Origin of the sequence: Mangrovitalea sediminis (assembly GCF_002514725.1) — a bacterium.
Lineage (GTDB): Bacteria > Pseudomonadota > Gammaproteobacteria > Pseudomonadales > Oleiphilaceae > Mangrovitalea > Mangrovitalea sediminis.
Window position 1 is genome coordinate 922,089 of sequence record NZ_NTLB01000001.1, and the last position, 23,376, is coordinate 945,464.

A 23,376-nucleotide genomic window follows, 5' to 3' on the forward strand; every position below is an offset into this window, starting at 1 on the left:
TTCCGATCATGTCATTCCGTCACATTAGCCGGGCTGGCACCGGACAGCAAAGCACCCGCAACCCTGACGAAATACCAGGAACGTTCCGGCGCTGACGGTTTTCACCTCAATGGTTAGTATCTTTAGGCCAAACCCCTCACTCAGACAAGTGTCGCAGTTCAAAAAAATGAACAGCACGTTGTTTAAAATCGTTAAAACCCATCTAATTAACAAGCGACGTAAAAATCATGGTGTAGACTCAAAACTATAATAAGACGGTGCCGAAGAGAACGACGCCGCCGATATCATCGGGACTTTTCGGTTTTGATATATGCGGACCCCAAAAAATCTTGAACAGCAGTCACGGCTCACCCGCCTGGTTCAGATTAAGCTACCCACTGATGCCTTACGCCTGGGCATGCACGTCGTTGAGTTGGATCGCCCCTGGACAGAACTCCCGGTGTTGTTCCAGGGCATGGTCATCGAAACCGAAAAGCAACTGGCCATCCTCCGCCACTATTGCCTCTGGGTTATCGTTGAACTGAGCCAGAGCTATGTCGACAAGAATCCCTCCCTCTCCCACCAGTTCGAGACACCACGCTACAGCCAGTTACCCGAGCGGGTGACAATCGAGCGGGAGCTTCCCCGGGCACGGCGGGCCTACCATCAGGCCAAGGATTACATCAGCCATCTTCTGAGCGAAGTGGAAAAAGGCTCCGCGCTGAACCTCGACGAGGCAAGACCGGTGGTACAGCAATGCGTGACGAGCATTCTCGCCAATGCAAACGCCATGTTCTGGCTCAACCGCATCAAGAATGAGGACGTCTACACCGCCGAGCACTGTTTGCGGGTCGGCATCATGGCCATTGCCTTCGGGCGTTTCCTCAATATGGCCAAGGAAAACCTGGAGATTCTGGGCGTCTGCGGCCTGCTGCACGATATCGGCAAGGTGAAGGTGCCCGCCGAGATCCTCAACAAACCCGGCGCCCTGGAGCCGGAAGAATTCCGGCAGATGCAGAAGCACACCGAGTTCGGTCATGCCATGCTCAGTGCCCATCACAAACTCGAACCGATTGTCAGCGATACCGCGCTCACCCACCACGAGAGGCTGGATGGAAAAGGTTATCCCAACGGGCATCATGCCAGGAGCATCAGTCGATTCGCACGGATCATTGCCATCGTCGATGCCTATGACGCCATCACCAGCGACCGATGCTATAGGCGTGGCCGGTCACCGGCCGACGCCCTTCGCATCCTGTACCAGGAGCGAAATGCACACTTCGACCCGGAGCTGACCGAAGCCTTTATCCGCATGATCGGCATCTACCCCCCCGGCAGCCTGGTCGAACTCGACAGCGGTGAGGTCGCTATCATTATCGCCACCAACCCCAACCATAAACTGCGCCCCAAAATCGAGCTCCTCCTCGACAGCCGCAAACGCCCCTGTGCCAGCCGGGTTATCGATCTCGCAGCGGTTGCCGATAACGAGGCACCGCCGACCATCAAACAGGCCATCGCCGACGGCGCCTACGGTTTCAGTCTGGAAGCGCGCATCGAAAACCACATCAAAGCCGCCCAGTACCATTCGGCACCCACCGAAGACACGCCATAAGTCGCCTGTTCCCAAGCCCCCCGCCCGCGCTAGAATGACGGCCCTGTCTCTTGGTGTGGCGGCGTTCATTCCGTGAATTACCTGCAAATCCTCATTTTCGCCTTTTCCGCAACGGCACCTATCTTTCTGGTACTGGTCGTTGGCTGGGTCCTGAGACGCACCGGGCTGATCGACGATCCCTTTGTAGAGACTGCTTCCCGTCTGGTCTTCACCGTTGCCCTGCCCTCTTTGATTTTCGTCAACCTGGTGCAGTTGGACCTCAGTCACACAGTGGATGGTCGGCAGTTGCTCTATTCGCTGATCGCAACACTGGTGGGATTCTTTCTGCTGTGGTGGGGAAGCGGTCCGCTGATTACCCGCGGTGAAGACCGTGGCGTCTTCGTTCAAGGTTCCTTCCGCGGCAATCTCGGCATCATCGGTATTGCGCTCTGTGCACGCCTCTATGGCGCCCAGGGCCTGGCCGCGGGTTCGCTCCTGCTGGCGGTCATGACGCTCAGCTACAACGTGCTTTCGGTGTTCGCGCTGACAGCAAGCCAGGGGCGCAGCACACTCCCCTGGGGACAGATTCTGCGCAGTATTCTACGCAACCCCCTGATACTGAGCATCCTGGCCGGCGTAACGGTCGCCGCGTTCCACTGGAAACTCCCCGGCCTGCTGATGACCAGCGGACACTATTTCGCCTCGATGACGCTGCCCCTGGCACTGGTTTGCGTCGGCGCCTCACTATCCAGCGAGGCCATCAGCGACGGGTCTCGCATCACACTCACTGCCGTCGCCATGAAACTGGTCATCCTGCCGGCCCTGATGATTACCGGCGCCGCCCTGCTGGGGTTTCGCGGGATGCCACTGGGTACACTTTTCGCGATGTTTGCGGCACCTACCGCCACTGTCAGCTATGTCATGGCACGGGCCTTGGGAGGAAATGCCAAAATGGCCGCCAGCATGGTCGCGCTGACGACACTGATCTCCCCTCTCAGCCTGAGTCTCGGTCTCTATTTCCTGCGGTTATGGGGACTGATCTAGCCCCCTGCCACGGGAATTGTCATTAAGGACCAATCCGTTAGCATCGTTGCACAAAATGGCTATACTCATATTGCAATGTGCGACACGAAAACAGAATGTTCGATCGGGTTCCACCCCCTAACGGCTGGAACCCGTTTGAAGTTTTGCGCCGTTAAAACCCGCGCTGCGATCACTCGCTTTCCACCGACATCATGGTCGGGGCTCTGATCGATTTCCCGGTGCCTGTTCGCGACTCGGAGTTTGCCTTGTGGAAGTACGCAGCCTGCTGGACATTATTGACGGTATCCGCCGATGGCTGAAAAAAACCTATTCCATGCTGGCGCTGTTGTTACTGGCGTTGCTGGCATTGGTCGTACTCTGGTCCAACGACAGTCTCAGCGTCACCACCGATCTCGAGCAGCAGCGGGTCGGGGCCCTCATTCACCACCTGCAAACGCAACTGGATAACGCACCCGGCGATTCCGAGCTTCTGCGCAACGAACCCTATACCCGCCTTCAGGTCAGCGCCGATGGGCACATCCTGGCCGCAAATGCCCGTACGCTTAAAGGCAAGGACATCTCCAAAAGCCCACTGTTCAAGGCGTTAATGCCCCTGCCGGAGCATCAGCGTTGGCTGCTCTTCGAGCCGGACCCCATCAGTGGACAACGCGTTCCGACGCTCGCCGAAAAGCGAAATGATGTATTTGAGCTGGCCATGACCAGCGACTTCAGCCTGACCCGTAGCTCCCACCTTCAGCTACGTAGCCTGATTACCGACAAGTACGGCAAGATCGTCTTCGACAATCAGGCGGTCCCGTCGGGAACCATCGCCCAAGGCCGCCTGAGGATCGCCAACTACCATGTTATCCGTCAGTCCAGCCTGCCATTGCCGGTGAATAACAGCCTGTATCTCGTCGTAACGGAAGACGTCACCAACTTGCTGATATTCGTTCTGCTGGCGGCCCTGTTCTTTACTCTGGCGATGATCCTGTTGAGCCGGCGAATGCGGAATATTTCCCATCGATTGCAGGAGCTCAGGACTGAATTCGATCAGATTGCCCGGGCGACCTACCGTGTCCAGCTACCGGAAAATCCGAAACAGTCACCGCTGACGCACCGCCTCGACGATATGCAGGCTGTCGCAGGGCGCCTGCGCGAACTGTCACTGCAATATGAGGAAAACCGCCGGGTCGTTCATCTGCTCGAATGGCTCATTGCCAATGGTCTCGATCTGGTACATGCCCTGACTGAGCAACAGGATCGCTACGAGACGCTCACCGGCATGGCGCCTGTCGGCGTCTTTCAAACCGACAGCAGCGGCACCCTGGTGTATGCCAACCCGCGTCTCTGCCAAATCCTGGGGCGGGAGCTGGATGACCTGCTTGGGCAGGACTTCCGGCAATTCCTCTATAGCAACGACCGAGCACTCTATCAACACCGTATCTGGAGTCCTCAGCGCACCAGTCAGCTGCAACTTCGCTGCGTCACCGGCTCTGGGGAACAACGTCATATCAACCTGGACGAAGTGGCGCTCGGCGATCCCAAGGCATCGACCGCATCCATCGGCGCCGTGACCGACATCACCGACATCAAGGCCACAGAACTCGCCCTACAGGACAGCGAAGCACGCTGGCAGTTTGCCCTGCAAGGCAGCGGTAACGGCGTATGGGACTGGAATATCCGCACCAACACCGCCTGGTTCTCCGCACAGTGGGGCGAAATTCTCGGCTATCAGCCGGAGGACATTGGCAGCCACGTTGAAGAGTGGGTCAATCGTGTCCATCCAGACGACCTGGCGACGGCCGAAGCCGAGGTCGAGCGCCACCTGAAAGGGGAAACCCTGTTTTACCAGAGCGAACATCGGCTGCGCTGCAAGAACGGCGAGTACCTCTGGGTGCTCGACCGCGGCAAGATCATCGAACGCGATAGCGACGGCACACCGGTCCGCATGATCGGCACCCATACCGACATTTCAGATCGCAAGCGTAGCGATGCCCGCATTCAATTCCTTGCCTATCACGACAGCCTGACCGAACTGCCCAACCGAGCCTACCTGCAGGAACAGCTGCACCTGCGGCTGAATCAGTTGCTGCGTGACGAGGAGCAATGTGCGCTGCTGTTCCTCGATCTCGACAGGTTCAAGATCATCAATGACTCCCTGGGACATACCCTGGGCGACGAGATCCTGCGGGAGGTGGCACGGCGCCTGCGACGTTGCCTGCGTGAAGGCGACATCCTGGCACGTTTGGGCGGCGATGAGTTCGTCATCCTCATGGGCAATAGCAAGGGTACTACCGAGCATGTGGCCCTGAGTGCACGCCGGGTGGCGGAGAAGGTGCTGGGAACCTTCTCCGAGCCTTTCCTGGTCGGCGATCATCAGGTCACCAGCGGGACCAGCATTGGCATTGTCCTGTTCCCGGCCGATGGCCGTTCCGTACGGGAAATCCTGCAGCATGCCGATGCCGCCATGTACGAGGCCAAACGCACCGGGCGCAACACCTATCACTTCTTCGAAGGCGTCCTCGAACAGCAGGTACGGCGCCGGCTCACACTGGAAAACGCCCTTCGGCAAGCGATCGAACGTGACGAGGGGCTGACCCTGCATTACCAGCCCAAGCTGGCCCTGCCCGGCAACGAGCTGCTGGGCGTCGAAGCGTTGATACGCTGGCACCATCAGGGGCAATGGATCTCACCTGGCGAATTCATTCCCGTTGCTGAGGATTCCGGCCTGATCATCAGTCTCGGTGAATGGGTGCTCGAACGGATCTGCACACAAATCCTCTTCTGGCGCGAACGCGGGTTGCTTGCTGAGGACAAGCACATCGCCGTCAATATCAGCGCCCTGCATTTTTCCCAGAAATCATTCGCCTCCATGCTGCTCGACCTGCTGAATCACCATCGAATTCCCGGCTCGGCAATCGAAATCGAGCTGACGGAAAGTGTTTTCATGCAACATCTTGAGCAAGCCCGCGCAACCATGCTGGAGCTGCGCGATTTCGGAATCCGGTTTGCGGTGGACGATTTTGGTACCGGCTACTCCTCGCTCGCCTACCTCAGGCAATTGCCTGTCGATGTCCTCAAGATCGATCAAACCTTTGTACGCGACATGGTGAGTAACTCAAACGATGCGGCCATCGTCCGGACCATCGTGGCAATGGCCCACAGCCTTGGCCTGAAAGCCGTGGCCGAAGGCGTTGAAACCGAGGAGCAACTTCGCCTGCTGCGTGACCTCGGGTGCGAGGGCTATCAAGGATTCCTGTACAGCAAGCCGATGGCGCCCGGAGATCTGGAGCACCGCTGGCTCTCCGATCAGGTGGAGAAAACCTATTGATTTTTCTGATATCACCGACTTATGGTGCAGGGGGGATTATGGATCGAAGAAGGAGTTCCGGTCTGCATTTTGCCATGCCTGCTGTAACCTGAAGAAGAGAACCAATGGCTCGCACCGAAACCCAACGACCGGCCTGGCCGCTGAGCCTATGGCTACCCATCTGCGTCATGCTGGTTTTTTTCTGCTTGGGCGCCTTACTCTGGGTGGCCGCACGGAACCATGATCAGGAACAATTGAAACTGGCCCTGCAGGTTGAAACGGCAAACGTCGCACAACAGTTGGAAGACGACTTCCGCACGCATATACAGGCGTTGATCAGGATGGCGGACCGACGGGCCATCGATCCCTCGATCACTCCCGCCCAGTGGAAAGCCGACGCGGAGAACTACCGCAAACACTTCCCCTATTATCAGGCCCTCGAATGGATTGGGCCGGACATGCACATCCGTTGGGTCAACCCTATAGCTGGCAATGAAGCCGTCCAGAATTACAACGTCGCCTTTAACACTACCCGTCGGCATGCCCTCGAAAGGGCAGCGGCCACCGGCAAAGTGGACATTACCCCTATTCTGACCCTGCGCCAGGGCGGCACTGGCGCCGTTGTCTACGCACCTATCGGCAAAGGTGAGCACTTCAACGGCTTTATCGCCGGCGTATTTCACTTGCAGAACCTGTTGCAGGGGCTGCTTTCCGATGAAGTTCTTCGAAACTTCGCGGTGACCGTCAGCGACGGCGACGGCAAAACGCTATCACTGACACCAAACACACCACTGGTCGCCGGCTTTACGCGCAGTCAGGCGTTAAGGATTTTCGACCTCAACTGGACCCTGACACTGGAACCCAGCCATCGCTGGGCCAATGCCCGGCGCAGTGAATGGTCCAACTTTGTATTGCTGGCCATTCTCCTGTGCGGCATCCTGATCACAGGACTACTCGTGCTCGCCCAGGCCGCTATGCGTCGCAAGCAGATCCTGCAGGAAACGCAGGACGCCCTGAAAGCCGAGATAGACCAGCGCGAAATGGTGCAGAGCGATCTCGAACGCGCTGCCAATTTCAATCCGCTGACCAATCTGCCCAATCGACGCTTTTTCATGGAGGACCTGGAGAGCACCCTGCGGCAAAGCGAGGAAAACCAGCGGAGCCTGGCGCTGATCCTGCTCGATCTCGACCGATTCCAAACCCTCAACGACACCCTTGGCCACTTACACGGCGATACCCTGCTGAATGCCGTCGCCCAACGTTTACAGCAGTTGACGAGCAAGCGGATTTCGCTGGCACATCCCGGCGCCGACGAGTTCATGTTCTATCTGCGCGACATCAGCGGTCCCGAGGATATCGTGCCACTGGTGTCGAGGATTCGGGGCTGCTTCGAGCTGCCATTCGACATCCAGGGCATCCAGCATAAGGTCACGGCAACACTGGGCATCTCCCTCTTCCCGGAAAGCGGGCACGATGCCAACACCCTGCTGCGCAACGCCGACATCGCGCTCTACCGCGCCAAGGAGAACGGCCGCAACAACTACCAGTTCTTCACCTCGGACATGCACCAAAGGGCCCTGCAACATCTGGAACTGACAAAGAGCCTGCACCGTGCCCTGAGCCAGGACGAATTTGTGCTCTTCATGCAGCCGCAACTCGACCTGCACGAGAACCGCGTCGACAGTGTCGAAGCCCTGATCCGCTGGCACCATCCCGAGCGCGGCCTGCTACCACCCAGCGAATTCATCCCGGTCGCCGAGGAAACCGGCATGATCACGGAAATCGGCCGCTGGGTTATCCGCAAGGCCTGCGAACAGATAGCGCGCTGGCAGGGCGGGCCTTTCTCTCACCTGCGCATCGCCGTCAACCTGTCGGGACGAGAACTGGAAAGCCCGGAACTCGTTGATTTCATAGAGAACTCATTACTAAGCAACGGTATCAATGCCGCCAATCTCGAAATCGAGCTGACGGAGGAAATCTTCATCGACAATATCACCCACAACCTGGAGCAACTGGTGCGGGTGAGTCGTCTGGGGGTGCAACTGGCCATCGACGATTTCGGCGTCGGTTATTCGTCTCTCGCCTACCTGCGAAACTTCCCGGTCAACCTGCTGAAGATCGACCGCTCTTTCGTCGAACACGTCGATACCCGGCAGGACGATGCCATGATTGTCCGCGCCGTCATCAACCTGGCCCACAACCTCGGCGTCCGCGTCGCCGCGGAAGGCATCGAAACCGAGTCGCAACTGGCCTTCCTGCGAGCCCATCACTGCGATGTTGCCCAAGGTTACCTGATCAGCAAACCCGTTCCCGTGGACAAACTGGAAACGGCCCTGCTGGAACAGCGCTACAGCACGGACAATACCCCGTCCTGACCCTCATCATGGCGCTGCGGAGATATACTGACAGCATTGCCAAGAAGGCCTGATGTCACTCATGATGCGGCAGATCCTTCCGTACGAGTGACCTCATCTCATGTTCATCGATGAAAACCCCATCATCGTTCGTGCATTGAACATCGCAGAAGCCATCGATATCCGCCAGTTGGAGCGTACCAAGGTGCTGGCAACCCAGCCGCTCACGCTGCGCATCTGCGAAGGCGGTTATGCGGTGGTCTTCCGCTATGGCACCACCGTATTGTTCAATGTCGCACCTCACGAGGAAAGCGCCTGGCTGCGGGAGCTCGGCAACTTCGCGAGGGAACCCCTGGCGGAGCCTGTCATCGAGGAAACTCAGCTCTTCATCGAACCCGAGGGCAAAGAGGGTATCGAAGGCAACAAACTGGTGGTGCGGGCGCTGTCCCTGCAACAGATGCAGCTCATGGCGCAGGTGCTAGCCAAAAGTGCCGTGCTCGATAGCTACGAACAGCGCGCCACCCGCGCCTTCGAACGCATCGAGCCCCTGGCTCAGCGCCTGATGCAACTTGGCAGCCGCGGGGTGCGCACCCAGGACCTGCTGAAACTGATCGGCGAGGTGCTGGTGCACCAGCAGAAGATGGTCGGGCGCGTAGAGGTCAGCGAAAAGCCCGATCTACTCTGGGATCACCCGGAACTGGAACGGTTCTATCTGCGCATCGAAGACGAGTTCGAGATCCGCGAACGGGATGTGGCCCTGGAGCGCAAACTGGAACTGATCAGCCGCACCGCCCAAACCGTGCTGGATGTGGTCCAGGCCAAGCGTTCACTGCGGGTGGAATGGTACATCGTCGCCCTGATCGTGGTGGAAATCATTCTGAGCCTCTACACCCTGTTCTTTCAGAACGGCGGACACTGAGACGGAATACGGGCTGGACCTCACCGTGCTGAGCGGCAATGATGGAACAGCATTGCCGCCACTGGAGAGTTGAAGCTATTGAGCCGTTTTATCGTTACAGCCCTCACCCTGATTTTGCTGGCACATGTTTATGTCGGCCTACGCCTGCTGCCCGATATGCCCATCGGCGTCCTCGGGACCACCGCCGGAATCGTCCTGCTGACGCTGAGTTGCGTGCTGATGCCAGCCGGACTGATGGCGCGACGTATGCGCCGGCAACCCTGGGCGGACAGGCTTGCCTGGATAGGACTGATCACCACCGGGCTGTTTTCCTCGGTGTTCGTCCTGACCCTGCTGCGCGACCTGATCCTGCTGCCGACCGCTTTCCTCGCCAGCCCTGAAGGCCTGGCCACTTTCAGTCGCGATTCGGCGCTGGCCGTACCCGTGCTCGCCGTCATCGTGACCCTGATCGGCTTCATCAACGCCCGCCGGGTGGCCCGTGTCGTCGACGTCGAAGTACCGATCCCGGACCTTCCCGACGCCCTGGACAATTTCACCATTGCCCAGATCAGCGACATCCATGTGGGCCCGACCATCAAGCGGGGCTACCTGCAGGCGATTGTCGACCGCGTCAATCACGTCGAGGCGGACGTTATCGCCATTACCGGTGACCTCGTCGACGGCCACGTCAGTCATCTCGCCCCCCACGTCGAACCTCTGGCCGAGCTGAGTGCTCGCCATGGCACCTACTTTGTCACGGGAAATCACGAATACTACTCCGGCGTGCACAGCTGGGTCGCCGAACTGGAAAGACTGGGGATCCACGTGCTGCTCAATGAACACGTCGTTATCGAACACGAGGGTTCATCGCTGCTCATCGCCGGCGTCACCGACTACAGCGCGCACACCATTGAACCCTCCCATCGCAGCGACCCCGGAGCCGCTCTGGCGGGAGCGCCGGAAACCGTTGCCTTCCGTCTGCTGCTCGCGCATCAGCCCCGTTCCGGGATGGCAGCCGCAGACGCCGGTTTCGATCTGCAGCTGTCCGGACACACTCACGGAGGGCAGTTCCTGCCCTGGAACTTTTTCGTACGTTTCCAGCAGCCCTTTACCGCTGGCCTGCGCCGCATCGATCAGCTTTGGGTCTACACCAGCCGGGGCACCGGCTACTGGGGTCCGCCAAAGCGGTTGGGGGCGCCATCGGAAATCACCCGCATCAGGCTGGTCAAGGCAAGGTCCCGATAGTTCGCCTTTCTACGGTATCTCTTTCTCTAGGAGAACCCGGCCACCCCCACTCCAGCAGCACGGGCAACTGGAGTGGGGGTCTCAGGGTTTACAGGATGTTGGGGAGGTTAACGGTCGCTGTCTGGTTGGCCTGTACGGTGACGTTGGTCGTCGAACTGTACTTCAGCGACTCCGCAGTAGACGTGTCGTCCACACTGCAGGTATAGGCGAGAGTGTAATTGCCCGGCGGCAGATGAGCCAGTGTGTAGCGGTAGTTGCTGGTCGCGCCATAGGTCACGACCGATGCCAGGTAGGGCTCGTTATTACTACCATAGTCTCCGACAGTGGCATTACTTCCGGCATACAGATAGACGACGCCGTTATAACCCGACGGCAGATTGGTGCAACCCAACTGCTGTTCCAGCGTCGCCACATCGACCGTCCCTGTGATCTCACCCGCCGTACTCTCATCCACGATACGCAGGGTTGGTTTCAGGAGATAGGCACCATTGGCCAGTACCAGCGATTTACGCAGGTTGAAGTCGAGCACGAAATTGATATTGCCACCGGAAGGAACCGTAAAACCGCGCACCAGTTTCAAACCGGTTTCCGCGCCGCTGGGGATGGTCAGTGGCTGGGTGCCGCCCGTCGCGTTCACCTGAACGGACTGCTGACTGGTATCCAGTATCAACCGGACCCAGTTGTAATCGCCTGCAGGCAGTGGCCGCTGCAAAATGAGGTTGGCGGTTTTCCCATCCCTGAGGTCCAGTAGATTCAGGTGTTTAGGACGATCGAAGGTAATCGTCTGGACGGAACCGCTGGCCGGCTTGAGCTCCAGACCGGTGACGGTGACATTGACGGCAGTGACACCATCGACAGGGGCATCCGTCAGCGCAAAGGTCGCATTGCCGGTCGCTATTGCTGCAGTATCACTACCGCCGCCACAAGCGGCCAGACCCAGAGAGGACAGCACAAGTACCGAGACCTGAAGTATTCCTTTCATCATGGCAACCTCCTATTCATGAACTGTTCATTTAACGCAATTTAACAGGTCAAAATCAGGGATTGACTTACAAAACGGCAATTTAGTCCTGGGCTAAAACAGCCGAATCGGCAACCGTTTGTATTGAGCGTGGTTTTAATAAACCAATACGTATAATTCAGGACGTCAGGATCTCCGGCCGGACCGCTACCGGCCTGATGCGCAAAGAACAACACTGCAGGCCGACAGAAAGGCTGACTTACATCCGGCTCCCCATCACGGCGATCACGATCACCGCCAGACCGAGCAACAGATTGATACCGACAATCTTGCGAATCTGGCCAACGCGCTTCGCACCTTCCTCCACGGCATTGTTCGCCACGGCGATTTTCAGGCGCCGGAAAGGGGCGAAATAGACATGGAAATACAACAGCATCATCAGCAATCCCAACCCCATCATCAGGTGGACATGGAGGCCGATGTTTGCCATGCCGCCGAAAACGCCAAAAATCATCCAGAAGCCGGTCGCCAGGATCAGGACGATAGAGAGCCACACCCAGCGGAAGAATCGCTCCAGCGTGTTGGCCCACAGGGCCGGCCGTTTGGCGGGCTCCACCACTTGGCCGACAGCAGGCCGCATCGCCATATAGGCATAGAACATACCGCCGACCCAGACGACAACGGATAACACATGCAGGGTGATCGCTAGCGCGAAGCTCATAGCAGGTTCCTTAATGCAGTTTGAAAATGGGCCGGAAGGCCACGGCAAAAGCTGTTCCGTATCCTGCATCAAAGCGACGGGCAGGCCAAGAGAGGAAAACGCTTTCCTGCCCCGCCGATCGTTCGTTTGTCAGTGCCTCCCACCCGCTGCTACCATGTATGCCCATACAGTATTCAGCGCAGCCGCCCGGGATGAATCCGCTCGACGATCCCTTTTACTACCTGAACAACTTCCGCACTGTCCTGGACTGGATCGAGGCGCGCTACTGCGACCTGCTCTCTGCCGGGGAGCGAGCCTTCAACGATGCGTTCAGGCAGTTGCCTCAACGATCCCAGGCGTTGCTGGTCCGCATGGTCATGCGCAAGGGCTGCCTGTTCCGGGCCAGCCGGCTGAGCTATGTCGAGATCGGTCCTACGCTTGAGGCGGTTGAACCCCTGATCGCCCTTGGCTGGGTTAATCCCGAGGCGCCGTTGACCCTGGACGACCTGTTCGGCCTGCTGACCCGGACCGAGCTGGCCGCGCTGTTCCGGGACCGGCTTTCGTCGTCACAGGGACGCAAGGCCGATTGGCTGACCGAATTATCACCGCAGTTCGACGAGGCAAAACCCTTTGCCTCCTGGGCCCCCGACAGCGACGAACGCCTCTTTGCGCTCACCTGCATGCCGCTCTGCGACCGCCTGCGGTTGATGTTTTTCGGCAATCTGCATCAGGACTGGTCGGAATTCGTCCTCGCCGACCTCGGCGTCTTCCGTTACGAAACGGTAGCATTCAGTGACGCCTCGCGCGCGTTCCGCTGTCGCAAGGACGTCGATACCTATCTGCACCTGCACGCCTGCCGGGAACGGCTCGATGCCGAAGAGGCGCTGGACGATATCTTTGCCGATCTGCCGGCCATCATCGCCGACAACCCCTGGCTCGAAGCACGCCGCGCCAAACTGCTGTTCAGAATGGGACAACAGGGCGAAAGGACCGGCGAATGGGAAACCGCCCAGCGCCTGTATGAGCAAAGCCATTATCCCGGCGCCCGCGGCCGCTGCATTCGCGTTCTGGAGCGACAGGAGCGCTACCAGGACGCCTTTGAGCTGGCCGCAACCGCCGTCCTCGCACCGGAAAGCGATGCCGAGCGGCAACAGCTGGAGCGGGTAATGCCCCGCCTGCGACGCAAGCTGGGGCTACCTGTCCAGCGCCCCCCCCGGGAAATGCCAGCCGAACGCATCGACCTGATCCTGCCGCCGCCCACCACACCGCTGTCCGTGGAAAATCGGGTCCAGGCCCACCTGAGCACGGACGATGTGCCGGTTCACTACGTTGAGAACACGCTGATCAACGGTCTGTTCGGTCTGCTCTGCTGGGACGTCATCTTCGCCGCCCTGCCCGGCGCTTTCTTCCACCCCTTCCATACCGGTCCAGCCGACCTGCTGCAGCCCGATTTCCATGCCCGCCGGGCCGGGTTATTCGAGGACTGTTTCGCCCTGCTGGAAACCGACGCCTACCAGCAGCGCATACTCGATACCTTCCATGCCAAGCAGGGTATCCAGTCGCCCTTCGTTTTCTGGGGTGCCTTGAACGAGACATTGCTTGAGCAGGCCCTCACCTGTTTCCCCGCGGACCACCTGAACGCCTGGTTCCGTCGTCTCCTCGCCGACATCCGCACCAACCGGGCGGGCCTGCCGGATCTGATCCAGTTCTGGCCGGACCAGGCCCGCTACCGGATGATCGAGGTGAAAGGTCCCGGTGACCGCCTGCAGGACAACCAGCGTCGCTGGATCGATTTTTGTGCCCGTCACGACATGCCCGTCGCGGTCTGTTACGTGCGCTGGCAGGAGACCGCGTGAGCGCCTATCACATTGCCGTGCGCGCCCTGTGCGAGTTTACCGCCAAACAGGGTGACCTGGACCTACGCTTCACGCCCTCACCCAGCGCCCAGGAAGGTATTGCCGGTCATGCTGCAGTACAGGCAAAGCGCTGGCGCGATTACGAAGCGGAGCTCCCACTCAAGGGCGACTATGGCCTTCTGGAAGTGCGCGGCCGTGCCGACGGCTACGACCCGGCACGCAACCAGTTGGAAGAGATCAAGACCTTCCGCGGCGAACTGGAACGCCAGCCCGAGAATCACCGCCTGCTACATTGGGCGCAGGCCAAGGTCTACGGCTGGCTGCTGTGCCAGGAACGCGGCCTGGACGGCGTCTGGGTGGCGCTCGTCTACTACGATATCGTGCGCCAGAAGGAAACAGTGATTCGCGAGTGGCATGACGCCGAGAGCCTGCACGCCTTTTTCGACGACCAGTGCCAGCGTTTCCTGGCCTGGGCCAAACGCGAAATGGCCCACCGCGAGGCCCGCGACCAGGCGCTCACCACACTGCGCTTTCCCCACCCGGATTTCCGCGACGGCCAGCGCCCCCTCGCCGAAGCCGTCTACAAGGCCGCCTGCGCCGGCCGCCCCCTGATGATCGAAGCCCCGACCGGGATCGGCAAGACCATCGGCACGCTGTTTCCCCAGCTCAAGGCCATGCCCGGCCAGAAGCTCGACAAGATCTTCTACCTGGCAGCCAAGACGCCCGGCCGCCAACTCGCCCTGGACGCTCTGAAGGCGCTGCGCCAGGACAGTTCCGCACCGCCACGCGTGGTGGAGCTGATCGCCCGGGACAAGGCCTGCGAGCATCCGGACAAGGCCTGCCACGGCGAGTCCTGCCCCCTGGCTCGGGGTTTCTACGACCGTCTGCCGGCAGCCCGCGAAGCCGCCCTGGACGGGCGTCAGCTCGATCAGCTCACCCTGCGTGCCGTGGCGCTGGAGCACGGCATCTGCCCCTATTACCTCAGCCAGGAGCTGGTACGCTGGGCCGATGTGGTGGTGGGTGACTACAACTACTACTTCGATCTCTCGGCGCTGCTCTATGCCCTGACCGAAGCCAACCAGTGGCGCGTCGCGCTGCTGGTGGATGAGGCGCACAACCTGGTAGACCGGGCACGCGGCATGTACAGCGCCGGGCTGGATCAGGCCCGGTTCCGCCATCTTCGCCGGACCTTGCCCGCGACCCTCAAGCGACCTTTCGACAGTCTCAACCGCGCCTGGAATGCGCTGTACAAAGACCAGACCGTCGCCTACGAAACCCGTGATGAGCTACCGCAGCGCCTGCTCGACGTCCTGCAGCGGGTGATTGCTGCCCTGACCGACGAGTTCACGGAGAACCCGGCCAACGTCGACAGCGAGCTGCAGCGGGTCTATTTCGACCTGATCCACTTCGGTCGCATTGCCGAATTATTCGATCGCCATTTCCTGTTCGATATCAGCCTGCAGCCCGGGCAGCGCCACCGCACCAGCACCCTTAACCTGCGAAACCTGGTGCCGGCCCCGGTCCTGCGCGAACGTTTCGAGGCGGCCCACACCGCCACCCTGTTCTCGGCGACCCTGACACCCCGGCATTACTACCAGGACCTGCTGGGCCTGCCGGAAAACTGCACCTGGCTGAGCGTGGATTCCCCCTTCCAGGCGGATCAGCTCAGCGTTCATCTGGTCAGCCGCATTTCCACCCGTTATCGGCACCGGGCCGCCTCGGTTGCCCCTATCGTGCAGCTGATGGCAGATCATTATGCGACCCACCCCGGCAACTATCTGGCCTTCTTCAGCAGCTTCGAATACCTGGATCAGGTGGCCGATGCCCTGGAGAACGCCTATCCGGCACTGCCGGTCTGGCGCCAATCCCCGCGCATGGACGAAGAGGCCCGGCGGGCCTTTCTGGCGCGATTCACGGAAGGGGGGCGAGGAATTGGTTTTGCGGTCCTCGGCGGCGCCTTTGGGGAAGGCATCGACCTGCCGGGCGAGCGGCTTGTCGGCGCCTTCATCGCCACCCTGGGCCTGCCGCCCCTGAATCCGGTCAACGAGCAATTCGAGCAGCGCCTGCAAGCCATCTTCGGGCACGGTTACGACTACACCTACCTGTTTCCCGGCCTGCAGAAGGTCATCCAGGCCGCGGGACGTGTGATTCGTACCCAAAGCGACCGGGGTGAAGTCTTCCTGATCGACGATCGCTTCCGCCAGCCCCGAATCCGGGCCTTGCTGCCCCGCTGGTGGCACCCCCAGGTCGAGCGGTGAGGGCGGACTTTCAACGACCTTTGTCCGGCCAATACCAGGCCGGGGCATCCAACAATCCCTGATCGGCGATTGCGGTGGCGCCCAGGGCCTTTTGAAGGACAATGGAATGACAGTCAGGATGGGCTTCAAGCGCCGCGATCAGGCGGCTGGCATGGGTAACAACCCAGACCTGCGCCTGCTCGGACGCCTTGATGATCAGGCGCGCCAGCGCCGGTAACAGATCCGGATGCAGGCTGGTTTCGGGCTCGTTCAGCACCATCAACGACGGTGGGCGCGGGGTCAGCAGCGCCGCCACCCACAGGATGTAGCGTAAGGTGCCATCCGACAGCTCCTGCGCCGACAGCGGCCGGAGCAACCCCTCCTGGTGAAAGTGCAGGCTGAAACGGCCGTCGTCGTGGCGTTCCACCACCAAGTGGGCACCGGGAAATGCATCGCTGATAGCCTCATCCAGTCCCAGACCATTGCCGATCTCACGGATGGTCTGCAGTGCCGCCGCCAGATCGTGGCCATCGTGGTGCAGAACCGGGGTACGCGTTCCCAGCTGTGGCTGTCGGGCCGGTGCATCCCGGTCGGTACGGAAATGATCGTAGAAACGCCAGCCGCGAATGGTATCCCGCAGGTCCAAGACCTCCGGCACCTGGGTGGGATCACCGACCTGATCGAACAGGCTGTCGAAACCGCTCAGATGCTGGGCGACCACCCGCCATTCGCGGCCAGCCCGGACCTTGAGGCAGGGACCTTCGCGATCGACCAGCACCCCGGCCGGCCGGTAGAAGGGGCCCGCCCAGATACACTCACGCTTGATCTCCGGGTCCAAGGCAAAGGCCGAGCTCGACGGCGACGGTAAGCCGAGGGAGATGGCGTAACCCAGGGTCTCGGTGGAAAACCCCAACCGTAGCCGCACGACTTCCTGACGCGGCCCGCCCTGTACCGGAACCCGCCCCGAACGCATACCGCGCGACAGGTCTTCCGGACCGGCCCAGTAGGTCGACTGCAAACCGCCCTCCCGTGCAATGGCGTTGATCACTCCTGCCTGCGCCGTCTCCGCCAGCAACCGCAGCGCACGGTACAGGTTGGACTTGCCGCTGCCGTTGGGGCCGGTAATCACATTGAGCGGCCCCAGGGCCGTACTCAAATGCAGAATCGAGCGGTAATTGTCGACGGCAAAACTGATCACGCCGGTACGGCCCTCCTACAGAATGCGCGAACCCCGCATCCAGCGGAATTTGCGGCCAAAACGATAGTTGTTGCCTTCCAGCGAAATAAACTTGGCGAAGCCGGGGAATTTTACCCGCGCCACCAACTCCGTCATCACTGCCTGATTCTTTTTCTTGCTCTGCGGCAGCCAGAAAGGGGTTACCGTAAAACCGATGACATAGAGCGGCCGCTCCGGCGCCAGCGTCATCCGTTTCTTGACCAGATAGACTTTGCGTAAGCCCGGCACGGAACGCAGCTGCTCAAGCAACGTCGCCAATTGTGCCTCGGAAAGGTCATGGCGATCGAATTTATCCTTAAGGCGAATCTGTTCCCGCTCCAGGGCAATTTTCTGTTCCATTTTCTGCTGTTCCACCAGTCGCTCATGCCAGCGGTGAGCTTCCTCTTTGTCGTCATGTTGCCAGTAGTAATCACGCAGCAGCTCACAGGCGTGCGTGATGGCCTCTTCATCCAGCGTCATCGCCCGTTCCAGCAGGGCCTTGGCGGTATCGAACTCCGTTTCCAGCAAGCGTGCGCCGAGCGCGTAACAGACCACGGCATCGTCCGGCACCCGTGGATGCAGCGCGCGAAGCTGAGCCAGGGCCTCCGGGGCGTCATTAGCCACGGACTCGGTCAACATGGCACGCTCATAGGCCTCGGACGGCTCCAGTTCCGACGCCTCCGCGATCCGCTGGTTGAGTTCGGCCAGTCGTTCCCGCTTCTGCCGGGTTTCTTCGTAGTGCTGCTCCCAGGCGCCCTGAATCCGTGCGCGCCACTGGCTGTCCAGTGTCTCGGTGATGCGCTCAAGCGAGGGGTGCAAGAGCTGATCGGCAGCCTCTCCCGCCTTGGGCAACACAAGCTGAGGCGTGGCGCCTATCGCCTGCAAACGATCCGACAGCGAGGGGTGCGTATCGGCCATCGTCGTCTTTGAAGCCAGCGCATTGTCCAGCCAGACGCTGGCGTCCTCTTCGTCGAGTTCCTCCAGCATCCGGCGCCCCAGGTTGGCGTTGGGCGCAAATGCCGGTCGCGGCGTTTCTGATGCCTGGCGATGGATCGAGGGCCAGAACTTCTCCGACAGGTAACCGCCAACAACCTCCACCCGCGTTAGGGCTTCGGCCGCCGCCTGGGGCGATGTCAGTCGGGCTGAGGTGGCATCGGCTTCGTATTCATTGGCACGCGCCAGCGGAAAGGAATAGGCATTGAAGTAGGGGCTGTACCAACGGAGAAAGGGCTTAAAGAGGGCCGCGCCCTTGTGGTTCTGCGCTTCCAGTGCCCCCATCAGGCGACTCCAGCGCAGACGTTGCCGGTAAAGCCAATTGGCGACTCGCCCGTGGCCTCGGGACAAATGTCCGAATTCATGGGCCAGCACCGCCCGGAACTGCTCGACGGTCAGCGCTTTCATCAGCGGCAGGCCGATTACGAGATAATTGCGGGTACCGCCGAAGATGCCGAACCGAGGCGCCTGATAGACGGCGGCATTCAGTTCGTCCGTCACCAGCACGCTGTGAAACGCCGGTGCCTTGAGCTGCCTGCGCAGGTCATTGATGATGCTGAACAGTTCAGGCGCGTCGCCGGCCCTGACCAGCAGGCCTTCGGGGGGATCGACCTTGACCCACAGCGCCCGCACCAGCGTCAGCAGGAAAACGCCCACCACCAGAATCAGCTTCACGGCGATCCACTTGAGAAACATGACAGAGGCCGCCAACCCCCCTAACAACACGAGACACAGGAGCAGGATGGCCCCGAGGTAGAGATTGCCGAGCAAGGCGAGCAGAAAAACGCGAAACTGGTAGGCCCGTGGGTTTTGACGCGCCTGGATTTCCAGACGGGCTACCAGCGCTTCGAATTGTTCGTTAGTCATCAAGCACTCCTTGTCGACGAACAATGATCCTCACGATTGGACAGGAAACAGTATAGGAGTTGCCGACAGCGGCGGTGAGTACGGAATCTCACTTTGCCCACCGATCAGGCTGCGGATGACCCTGAAGGCATCAACCATGCCCCGCCGGATAATGAATCAGGTTATAGAACCGCACCGCGACATCTCCCTCGTTCCGATAGCCGTGGGGGCGGTCTGCGGCAAAGCGCACGGCACCACTCTCCGGAACGGCGCGCCACTCGCCGTCCAGCAGCAACGCCATGGCGCCACTGATCACCATCACATGCTCCACCACTCCCGCTTCATGGGCGTCGGAAAGATGCTCCGTGTGGGGCGGCAGACTGAGCTCGAACAGCTCGAAGCCAAAGCGGGCCTCGAAGGGAAACAGGGGAACTACCTGCAGGCTGTCTCTGGGGAGCGCAGCCTGGGGATCGGTACCGGAGCGGAAGACCGGCGCATCCAGGGGTTCCTCCGGTGTTGTCAGCAGACCGGAGAAGGAACTGTTGAAGCCGGTGGCGATCTTCCAGAGGGTGGCGACGGTGGGACTGGATTCGCCGCGCTCGATCTGCCCGAGCATCGCTTTGCTGACCCCGGTTTCCGTCGACGCACGGTCCAGGCTCCAGCCTTTTTGCTGGCGCAACCCTTTCAGGGTACACGCCAAATGTTTACTGATATCCGTCATCCGGAATTCCCTTGTCACCAACGAAAGCACATCCGCGCAAACTATTGTGCGCTATAACGCACGAATGCTACGCTACTGACTTATTGTGCGTTAAAACGCACGCCCTCGAAACCCAGGAGTTTCATCCATGCGCGCCCGGACAGGATCCTCGTATTCGCTCTCGCATCTGGCAGCCGGTTTTATCGCCGTACTGGTGGGCTTTACCAGCTCCGTCGTGATCATTATCCAGGCCGCCCAAAGCGCCGGGGCGGATCAGGCGGTCGTGAGTTCCTGGATCTGGGCACTGGGGCTGGGCATGGGTCTGACCAGCGCCGGGCTGTCCTTCTATTACCGGGAGCCGATTCTCACGGCCTGGTCGACACCGGGTGCGGCGCTGCTGGTCACCAGTCTCGCCGGCCACTCGCTGGGTGAGGCGACGGCCGCCTTCCTGTTTTCGGGTCTGCTGATCGTACTGGCAGGCTGGACCGGCTGGTTCGAGCGCCTGCTGCACCATATTCCCAAAGCGCTGGCCGCGGCCATGCTGGCGGGGATTCTGATGGAATTCGGCCTACAGGCCTTTGCCGCCCTGCACAGCAAACTGGCCCTGGTGGCGCTGATGTTTGCCACCTACCTGGTCGCCCGCCGACGCTGGCCCCGCTATGCCGCCCTGCTGGTGCTGATCGCCGGAACCGCCTATGCGGCCTTTAGTGGCGACCTGCGCTGGCAGGCACTGCATCTGGCACTGGCAAAACCGGTGCTGACCGCCCCGACCTTTTCCCTCTCGGCACTGATCAGCATCGGCCTGCCGCTGTTTATCGTCACCATGACGTCCCAGAACGTACCGGGACTGGCCGTCCTGCGCGCTAACGGCTACCAGACACCGCTGTCGCCCCTGCTGACCGTGACCGGCATCGCGACGTTGATTCTGGCGCCCTTTGGCGGCTTCGCCCTCAACCTGGCCGCCATCACCGCGGCCATCTGCATGGGCGAGGAAGCCGGAGCCGACCGTCGTTCGCGCTATCTGGCTGCGGTCTCCGCCGGTGCCATCTACGTGGTCATCGGGCTGTTTGGCGCGACGGTGGTCTCCCTGTTCGCCGCCTTTCCGCACGCCTTTGTGGTTGCACTCGCCGGCTTCGCCCTGCTCGGCACCATCGGCAACAGCCTGCATGCCGCGCTGGAGGATGCCAGCGAGCGGGAGCCGGCGCTGATCACCTTCCTGCTCACCGCTTCCGGCGTCACCCTGTTTGGCATCGGTGCCGCCTTCTGGGGGCTGGCGGCCGGCATTGTGGCCCGCACCATCCTGCGTCAGCGGGTGGCGGCGAACCGGGCCAAACTATCGGCCGACCAGACATCCTCCAACTCATAGTATTCGTCCACCGCAGGCACCTCCGGGGGCAGGCAGACCCAGGGCTGACGCGAGGCGGTATAAATGTGGATATCCGGGGGACAACGCTCCGTGAAGTCCAGGGTGCCGACGCGGACAAAACAGATGGGTGCCCCGGCATCGGGATAATGACTCCATAACGCCACCTGACAACGAGGACAGCGGACAATGGTCTGCCCTCTGCCGCTGGCCGAGGGCGTTGGGACCGCCACCACCTCACCCTGCAGGAGATCGACACATTCCCGCTCCACCAAAGCGTTGAGGACAAATGCAGAGCCAGTCTCCCGTTGGCACCAGCGGCAGTGGCAGCAGTGAACGATCATGGGATCGCGCTGCAGGCGGTAGCGGACAGAACCACAGGTACAGCCGCCTTCAGCATGAAGGAAGCTAGTCGTCATCGGGCAATTCCTTATCCAACCAACGAAAGGCGTGGCGCGACTAGAAGGCCCCCACGCCACCGATAACACAGGATGATAGTCCTTGGAGCTCGTTTCCTGTAAGCTGCATGACCGCTGACGGTTTATCGTCGGCACCCCAAGAGAACGAATACGCAGTGATTAATGAAGATTCCGGCTTTGCCTCCCTGGGGTTATCCGCCCCGCTCCTCAAAGCCATCGCAGAACAAGGTTACACAACCCCCACACCGATTCAGGCCCAGGCCATTCCCGCGGTAATCCAAGGCAAAGACGTCATGGCGGCCGCCCAGACCGGGACCGGTAAGACCGCTGGCTTTACGCTGCCTATCCTGGAACGCCTGTCCAAAGGTGAACGCGCCCAGGCCAACCAGGCCCGCGTCCTGATCCTGACACCGACCCGCGAACTGGCTGCCCAGGTGGCCGAAAGCGTCGCGACCTATGGGAAACATTTGCCCCTGCGCTCTGCCGTGGTCTTCGGCGGGGTCAAGATCAACCCGCAGATGATCAAGCTGCGCAAGGGCGTCGATATCCTGGTGGCGACACCGGGACGTCTGCTGGACCTGTATAATCAGCGGGCCATCCGATTCAATCAGTTGGAAGTGCTGGTGCTGGACGAAGCCGATCACATGCTGGACATGGGCTTTATTCACGACATCCGCCGGATTCTGGCTCTCCTGCCCAAGCAGCGTCAGAACCTGATGTTCTCTGCCACCTTCTCGGAAGAGATCCGCACCCTGGCCAAGGGACTCGTGAACCAGCCGGTGGAGATTTCCGTGACGCCGCGCAACTCCGCAGCCCCCACGGTCAAGCAATGGATCAGCCCGGTGGACAAGAAACGCAAGCCGGCGCTGCTTGCGCACCTGATCCAGGAACAGCGCTGGGAGCAGGTCCTGGTCTTCTGTAAGACCAAGCACGGAGCCAATCGCCTGACCCGCTTCCTGGAAGCCGAAGGCATAAGCGCCGCCGCGATCCACGGCAACAAGAGCCAGAGCGCACGGACCAAGGCCCTGGCCGACTTCAAGAAAGGCGCCACCCGGGTCCTCGTGGCGACCGACATCGCCGCTCGTGGCCTGGACATCGACCAGTTGCCGCAGGTGGTCAACGTCGACCTGCCCAATGTGCCGGAAGATTACGTGCACCGCATCGGTCGCACCGGTCGAGCGGGTTCCACCGGTCAGGCCATTTCGCTGGTTAGCGCTGACGAATTCGATCAGTTGGCTGCCATCGAGCGCCTGATCAAGAAAATGCTGACCCGCACAACGGTCGACGGTTTCGAGCCGATACAGAATCTGCCGGAATCGAGCCTGAATCCGCGGACGCCCAAAGGCCGACGTCCGAGCGCGCCCAGGCAGGGACAGCGCAACGGCGAAGGTGCTGGCGAAAAGAAACAGCAGGGCCAGAAGCCCCGCCAGGGCGGCAGCAGCAAACCGGCAGCCCGCGCAAGCGGCAACGGTTCCGGGGATGCCCGTCCGGCGGGCAATCGCCGCAACCGGCGCCCCAATCGCAGTGGCCCGCGCCAGGATGGTGGGTCTCAGGGGCAAGGCGCGTCTTCCCGACGCTAGCCACCACTGCAACGACTGGGGCCTTGTATGGCCCCAGTCGTTTCTACACAAACCGTCCTTCCGTCCCCGACCGCACCATAAAGGCGGATCCGCGCACGTTTAAGC

General features: G+C 60.6%; 16 protein-coding genes. 10 read left to right on the forward strand and 6 right to left on the reverse strand.

Annotated elements, in window-relative coordinates:
- The first annotated feature begins 310 nt into the window (after positions 1-310).
- From CLR77_RS04380 to CLR77_RS04405, 6 genes are all read left to right on the forward strand, one after another.
- Positions 311-1,591, forward strand: a complete 1,281-nt coding sequence (locus tag CLR77_RS04380; RefSeq protein WP_097459338.1) for an HD-GYP domain-containing protein — start codon at positions 311-313, stop codon at positions 1,589-1,591.
- Positions 1,592-1,663: 72 nt separating this feature from the next.
- Complete coding sequence (locus CLR77_RS04385) at positions 1,664-2,614, forward strand: AEC family transporter (protein WP_097459339.1); 951 nt, start codon at positions 1,664-1,666, stop codon at positions 2,612-2,614.
- Between the two features lie 247 nt (positions 2,615-2,861).
- The gene (locus CLR77_RS04390) at positions 2,862-5,924 is read left to right on the forward strand and encodes a GGDEF and EAL domain-containing protein (RefSeq protein WP_097459340.1); all 3,063 of its coding nucleotides are present in this window, start codon (positions 2,862-2,864) and stop codon (positions 5,922-5,924) included.
- A gap of 104 nt (positions 5,925-6,028) precedes the next feature.
- Positions 6,029-8,278 (forward strand): bifunctional diguanylate cyclase/phosphodiesterase, encoded by a 2,250-nt coding sequence (locus CLR77_RS04395; protein ID WP_097459341.1) that lies wholly within the window; start codon positions 6,029-6,031, stop codon positions 8,276-8,278.
- A 100-nt stretch (positions 8,279-8,378) separates the two neighbouring features.
- The gene (locus tag CLR77_RS04400) at positions 8,379-9,176 is read left to right on the forward strand and encodes an RMD1 family protein (RefSeq protein WP_097459342.1); all 798 of its coding nucleotides are present in this window, start codon (positions 8,379-8,381) and stop codon (positions 9,174-9,176) included.
- A 78-nt stretch (positions 9,177-9,254) separates the two neighbouring features.
- Complete coding sequence (locus CLR77_RS04405) at positions 9,255-10,400, forward strand: metallophosphoesterase (RefSeq protein ID WP_198962653.1); 1,146 nt, start codon at positions 9,255-9,257, stop codon at positions 10,398-10,400.
- 88 nt (positions 10,401-10,488) lie between these two features.
- Here CLR77_RS04405 and CLR77_RS04410 read toward each other — a convergent pair whose 3' ends face one another.
- Positions 10,489-11,385 carry a DUF4382 domain-containing protein gene (locus CLR77_RS04410; RefSeq protein ID WP_097459344.1) on the reverse strand — a complete coding sequence of 299 codons (897 nt, stop codon included), beginning with the start codon at positions 11,383-11,385 and terminating at the stop codon, positions 10,489-10,491.
- Between the two features lie 235 nt (positions 11,386-11,620).
- Positions 11,621-12,082, reverse strand: coding sequence for a CopD family protein (locus CLR77_RS04415; protein ID WP_097459345.1), 462 nt, complete (start codon positions 12,080-12,082; stop codon positions 11,621-11,623).
- Positions 12,083-12,273: 191 nt separating this feature from the next.
- On the opposite strand from CLR77_RS04415, the gene CLR77_RS04420 reads away from it, so the two are divergent.
- Positions 12,274-13,917: a VRR-NUC domain-containing protein gene (locus tag CLR77_RS04420; protein WP_097459346.1), complete on the forward strand. Its 1,644-nt coding sequence runs from the start codon at positions 12,274-12,276 to the stop codon at positions 13,915-13,917.
- Complete coding sequence (locus CLR77_RS04425; RefSeq protein ID WP_198962654.1) at positions 13,914-16,175, forward strand: ATP-dependent DNA helicase; 2,262 nt, start codon at positions 13,914-13,916, stop codon at positions 16,173-16,175. The genes CLR77_RS04420 and CLR77_RS04425 overlap by 4 nt, the downstream gene beginning before the upstream one ends.
- A 10-nt stretch (positions 16,176-16,185) precedes the next feature.
- On the opposite strand, the gene CLR77_RS04430 is transcribed toward CLR77_RS04425, so the two are convergent.
- From CLR77_RS04430 to CLR77_RS04440, 3 genes are all read right to left on the reverse strand, one after another.
- Positions 16,186-17,352, reverse strand: coding sequence for an AAA family ATPase (locus tag CLR77_RS04430; protein ID WP_097459347.1), 1,167 nt, complete (start codon positions 17,350-17,352; stop codon positions 16,186-16,188).
- 15 nt (positions 17,353-17,367) lie between these two features.
- Entirely contained in the window at positions 17,368-19,230 is a 1,863-nt protein-coding gene (locus CLR77_RS04435; RefSeq protein ID WP_097459348.1) for a M48 family metallopeptidase, read from the reverse strand.
- A gap of 130 nt (positions 19,231-19,360) precedes the next feature.
- Positions 19,361-19,930, reverse strand: a complete 570-nt coding sequence (locus CLR77_RS04440; protein WP_097459349.1) for a helix-turn-helix domain-containing protein — start codon at positions 19,928-19,930, stop codon at positions 19,361-19,363.
- Between the two features lie 127 nt (positions 19,931-20,057).
- Here CLR77_RS04440 and CLR77_RS04445 point away from each other — a divergent pair, with 127 nt between their 5' ends.
- Positions 20,058-21,275 carry a benzoate/H(+) symporter BenE family transporter gene (locus tag CLR77_RS04445; protein ID WP_097459350.1) on the forward strand — a complete coding sequence of 406 codons (1,218 nt, stop codon included), beginning with the start codon at positions 20,058-20,060 and terminating at the stop codon, positions 21,273-21,275.
- Here CLR77_RS04445 and CLR77_RS04450 read toward each other — a convergent pair.
- Positions 21,215-21,691, reverse strand: coding sequence for a GFA family protein (locus CLR77_RS04450; protein ID WP_097459351.1), 477 nt, complete (start codon positions 21,689-21,691; stop codon positions 21,215-21,217). The two genes, CLR77_RS04445 and CLR77_RS04450, sit on opposite strands and share 61 nt — an antisense overlap.
- 155 nt (positions 21,692-21,846) lie before the next feature.
- Between CLR77_RS04450 and CLR77_RS04455 the strand changes: the two genes are divergently transcribed.
- Positions 21,847-23,271 carry a DEAD/DEAH box helicase gene (locus CLR77_RS04455; protein WP_227519800.1) on the forward strand — a complete coding sequence of 475 codons (1,425 nt, stop codon included), beginning with the start codon at positions 21,847-21,849 and terminating at the stop codon, positions 23,269-23,271.
- Positions 23,272-23,376: the final 105 nt, after the last annotated feature.

Excerpts from the sequence above, each read along its gene's own strand:
- CLR77_RS04445 (WP_097459350.1), top strand. The coding sequence starts at position 20,058 with ATGCGCGCCCGGACAGGATCCTCGTATTCGCTCTCGCATCTGGCAGCC.
- CLR77_RS04415 (WP_097459345.1), bottom strand. The coding sequence starts at position 12,082 with ATGAGCTTCGCGCTAGCGATCACCCTGCATGTGTTATCCGTTGTCGTC.
- CLR77_RS04420 (WP_097459346.1), top strand. The coding sequence starts at position 12,274 with ATGAATCCGCTCGACGATCCCTTTTACTACCTGAACAACTTCCGCACT.
- CLR77_RS04440 (WP_097459349.1), bottom strand. The coding sequence starts at position 19,930 with ATGACGGATATCAGTAAACATTTGGCGTGTACCCTGAAAGGGTTGCGC.
- CLR77_RS04400 (WP_097459342.1), top strand. The coding sequence starts at position 8,379 with ATGTTCATCGATGAAAACCCCATCATCGTTCGTGCATTGAACATCGCA.
- CLR77_RS04380 (WP_097459338.1), top strand. The coding sequence starts at position 311 with ATGCGGACCCCAAAAAATCTTGAACAGCAGTCACGGCTCACCCGCCTG.
- CLR77_RS04450 (WP_097459351.1), bottom strand. The coding sequence starts at position 21,691 with ATGACGACTAGCTTCCTTCATGCTGAAGGCGGCTGTACCTGTGGTTCT.
- CLR77_RS04410 (WP_097459344.1), bottom strand. The coding sequence starts at position 11,385 with ATGATGAAAGGAATACTTCAGGTCTCGGTACTTGTGCTGTCCTCTCTG.
- CLR77_RS04435 (WP_097459348.1), bottom strand. The coding sequence starts at position 19,230 with ATGACTAACGAACAATTCGAAGCGCTGGTAGCCCGTCTGGAAATCCAG.
- CLR77_RS04395 (WP_097459341.1), top strand. The coding sequence starts at position 6,029 with ATGGCTCGCACCGAAACCCAACGACCGGCCTGGCCGCTGAGCCTATGG.